We start from the raw sequence: 3,782 nt of genomic DNA, 5'->3' as shown, positions 1-3,782 counted from the left end.
CGACCAGCACGATGCCGTCCGACGCCCGCTTGTAGGACGCGCCCGTCGGGCAGACGGTGACGCAAGCGGGGGTCTCGCAGTGCAGGCAGGAACGCGGGAAGTTGACGGTGCGCCCGCCCATCTCGGTCGTGTGCTCGAAAGCGTGCACGCGGTTGAACCAGACGCCGTCGACATGCCCGCCATAGGGATCGATATCGGTCAGCGGCGCCATATGGCCGCCGGTGTTCCACTCCTTGCAGGCGGTGACGCAGGCCTGACAGCCGACGCAGGTGTCGAGGTCGATCACCAGGCCGAGCTTCTTGTCGGTTTGCGCGGGAAGGCAGGTCATTCGGCGGCTTCCCTGTTCATGCGGAATTCGACGCCGAACTGAAGCACATCGGGCGAAGGCTGGAAGTGCGGCGGCTCTTTAAAGCGTTCGAATTGCGGCTCGGTGAACCCGGCTTCTTGCGACGCGCATTTGACGATCCGAACCCGCACGTCGAACCATGCCGCCTGTCCCGTCACAGGGTCGGAGTTCGAATAGCGCTTGCCATTGGCGTCCGCCGCGGTCTGGTCGCCGATGATGTGGTTGAGCAGGAAGCCGCGATTGCTCTCCGCCGCATCGTCCTTCAGCCCCCAGCTGCCGCGCCGCTTGCCGATGGCGTTCCATGTCCACACCGTGTCGGGGTTGACGCCGTCGATCAGCTTGATCTGTCCCTTCACCCGGCCGTTGACGCTCTCGATCCACACCCAGTCGTCATCTGCCAGCCCGAGATTGGCGGCCGTCTTTGCATGCACGAACAGCCGGTTCTGGCTGGTGATCTGCCTCAGCCACGCATTCTGCGAGCCCCAGGAATGGTACATGTGCATCGGCCGCTGCGTCAGCGCATGCAAAGGATATTTTTTGAGGTCGGCAGCGTCGTCCTCTAAGGGTGCGTACCAGAACGGCAGCGGGTCCATATAGGTCTCGATGCGGGTCCGCTCCGCCTCCGGCGGCCGCACCTTCCCATGGCCACGCGCGGCCAGCCGGAAGCGCTGCATCGGCTCGGAATAGAGCTGGAAGACGACTGGCTCGGCCTTGGCGATGAAACCCATCTGCACCGCGAAATCGAGATAGGAGCGGTTGCCCATCTTGTAGTAGCGCTGGTCGGTGGAAAAATCCTGGTGCCAGAAGCCGCCATTGTCGATGTAGCGCTGCAGCTGATCGGGATTGGGCTCGCCTCTGCCGGTCGAGCCACCGTCCTTGCCGCGCCAGCCGGCAAGCGGTCCGATGCCGGGCATGCGCTCGTGGTTGACGATGTAGTCAGCATAGTCGCGGTATTTGGCGGTGCCCTCGTCGGTGACGAAACCGGGCAGGGCGAGGCGCGCGCCGAGCTCGATCAGCACCGATTGGAACGGCCTGACGTCGCGGTCCGGCTCCACGACGGGATAGCGGATGGCGTCACCGGGTCCGTCGGCATGGCTGATCGGCCGGTCGAGCAGGCTGATGCAGTCATGCCGCTCGAGATATGTCGTGTCCGGCAGCACCAGGTCGGCGAACGGCACCGTCTCCGAGTAGTAGGCATCGGAATAGATGATGAAGGGGATCTTGTACGCGCCCGATGCATCCTTGTCGGTCAGCATACGAATCGTCTCGACGGTGTTCATCGAGGAATTCCAGGCCATGTTCGACATGTACATCAACAGCGTGTCGATCCGGTAGGGATCACCCGCCCAGGCATTGCGGATGACGCTGTGCATCAGGCCGTGGGCGGCGAGCGGCGCCTCCCAGGAATAGGCCTTGTCGATGCGGGTGGGGGTGCCGGCCTCGTCGACCAGAAGGTCATCCGGCCCGCAGACGAAGCCGAGCGGCATGCCTTCAAGCGGCGTCATCGGCCGGACATGCTTGCCCGCGGGCTTCGGTCCCGGCGGTGCGCATCGCGGATAGGGTGGCTTGAAGCGAAAGCCGCCCGGCACATCCACGGTGCCCAGCAGCACCTGCAGCAGATGAATGGCGCGGCAGGTGTGAAAGCCGTTGGAATGGGCCGAGATGCCGCGCATGGCGTGCATCGACACGGGCCGGCCCTTGATCGTCTCGTGCCGGCGTCCGGCCCAATCGGTCCAGGCCACCGGCAGTTCGATCGTCTGCTCGAAGGCGACATGCGCGAGTTCCGCCGCGATGCGGCGGATCGTGTCGGCGGCAACACCGCAGCGGCCGGCGACCGCGTCGGGCGAATAGCTGTCGTCGAGATAGCGGTCGGCAAGGATCTGGAACACCGGAACGCAGCGGCAGCCGTTGACCGTGTGGCTGCCGGTCAGCGCCGGTTTCGCGTTGGGGTCGGCAGCCCGGACCGGGGTCTTCGCAATCCTGTCCCAGGCGAGCGAATGGCCGGCGCCGTCGCGAACGAACAGCCCGTCATCGGCCGCCCCCGGCTCCTGGATCACGAGCAGATGGGCGTTGGTGTAGCGCAGCAGATAGTCGAGATCGATGCGGCCGGCCTTGAGCAGCTCGTGGACAAGCGCCAGCACGAACAGGCCGTCGGTGCCCGGCCTGATGCCGATCCAGTCGTCGGCGATGGCGTTGTAGCCGGTGCGGCACGGATTGATCGAGACGACCTTGGCGCCGCGCGCCTTGAGTTTGCCGAGGCCGATCTTGATCGGGTTGGAATCATGGTCCTCGGCGACCCCGAACAGCATGAAGTATTTCGTGTTGTCCCAATCGGGCTCGCCGAATTCCCAGAACGAGCCGCCGATCGTGTAGAGGCCGCCGGCCGCCATGTTGACCGAGCAGAAGCCGCCATGGGCGGCGAAGTTCGGCGTGCCGAACTGGCTTGCCCACCAGCCGGTCAGCGACTGCGACTGGTCGCGCCCGGTGAAGAAGGCGAGCCTTTTGGGATCGCTCCGGCGTATTGCGGAAAGCCGCTCCGTTGCGATCGAAAAGGCTTCCTCCCATTCGATCTCGCGGAATTCGCCCGAGCCGCGCGGCCCGCTGCGCAGAAGCGGCTTCGTCAGCCGTGCCGGGCTGTAATGCTGCATGATGCCGGCGCTGCCCTTGCCGCAGATCACGCCGCGATTGACCGGATGGTCCTTGTTGCCGTTGATGTAGCGCACCTTGCCGTCCTTGATGTGGACGTCGATGCCGCAGCGGCAGGCGCACATGTAGCAGGTTGTCTTGGCGATCCGGTCGGAGACGCTGGGCGAGGTGTCGACGCCGTCACCCTCGTCAGGCGCGCGTGTGTCGGCCAGCGGCCTTTGCGACGGGGCGGAATTTGCGCCGCGCGGCGCACCGTGGCTCATGATCGGGGGGCGCTTTTACGGTCCGCGTCCTTGGCTCTCGTCTTGGGTCCGGGACCGCGCATGTAGTGTTGTTCAGGGTGATAGCGTTCGCCGGCGACCCGCCGCCGAAGGCTGCGCGTCCAATGTGCGAACAAAGACTTGAACCGCCCCATCAATTCTAATCCTCGCGACTCGGCCGCGATTTTTTTCCAATTCCGCTTAAAACTTAGAACAAAGCAATCGATCTGTCTAACAAGTTGCTCTTGTAATTCCAATCGACTGTCCTTCTTAATGCGGGCATGACTCTCGATCAGTTGCGCATCTTCGTCGCCGTCGCCGAGCGCGGGCATATGACCAAGGCGGCCGAGCTTCTGGGCATCTCGCAGTCGGCCGCCTCGGCCGCCATCCGCGCGCTCGAACAGCAGCATGGCGTGCGCTTGTTCGACCGCGTCGGGCGCAATATCGAGCTGGCGCAGACCGGACGCCGGTTCCTGCCCGAGGCCAAGGCCGTTCTGGAACGCGCCGCGGCCGCCAGCAACGTGCTGGCG

3 protein-coding genes are annotated in these 3,782 nt (G+C 64.8%); 1 reads left to right on the top strand and 2 read right to left on the bottom strand.

Annotated features, from left to right (window positions below; genetic code table 11):
- Together EN745_RS31530 and EN745_RS31525 are read right to left on the bottom strand one after the other, a co-directional pair.
- On the bottom strand, positions 1-328 hold a 328-nt coding region (locus tag EN745_RS31530), incomplete at its 3' end, for a 4Fe-4S dicluster domain-containing protein (RefSeq protein ID WP_127423054.1).
- A complete protein-coding gene (locus tag EN745_RS31525; RefSeq protein WP_127423053.1) occupies positions 325-3,255 on the bottom strand; it encodes a molybdopterin oxidoreductase family protein in 2,931 nt (976 codons plus the stop codon). The genes EN745_RS31530 and EN745_RS31525, both read right to left, overlap by 4 nt.
- A gap of 278 nt (positions 3,256-3,533) precedes the next feature.
- Here EN745_RS31525 and EN745_RS31515 point away from each other — a divergent pair.
- Positions 3,534-3,782, top strand: a 249-nt coding sequence (locus EN745_RS31515; RefSeq protein ID WP_127423051.1) for a LysR family transcriptional regulator, incomplete at its 3' end; no start/stop codon positions are given.

Source organism: Mesorhizobium sp. M4A.F.Ca.ET.022.05.2.1, from assembly GCF_003998845.1.
In the GTDB taxonomy this organism is placed as follows: Bacteria; Pseudomonadota; Alphaproteobacteria; order Rhizobiales; family Rhizobiaceae; genus Mesorhizobium.
The sequence above is the reverse complement of the archived record's forward strand: the minus strand, read 5'-3'. Positions and strand labels throughout refer to the sequence as shown.

Coding starts and splice junctions, on each gene's coding strand:
- EN745_RS31525 (WP_127423053.1), bottom strand. CDS start 3,255: ATGAGCCACGGTGCGCCGCGCGGCGCAAATTCCGCCCCGTCGCAAAGG.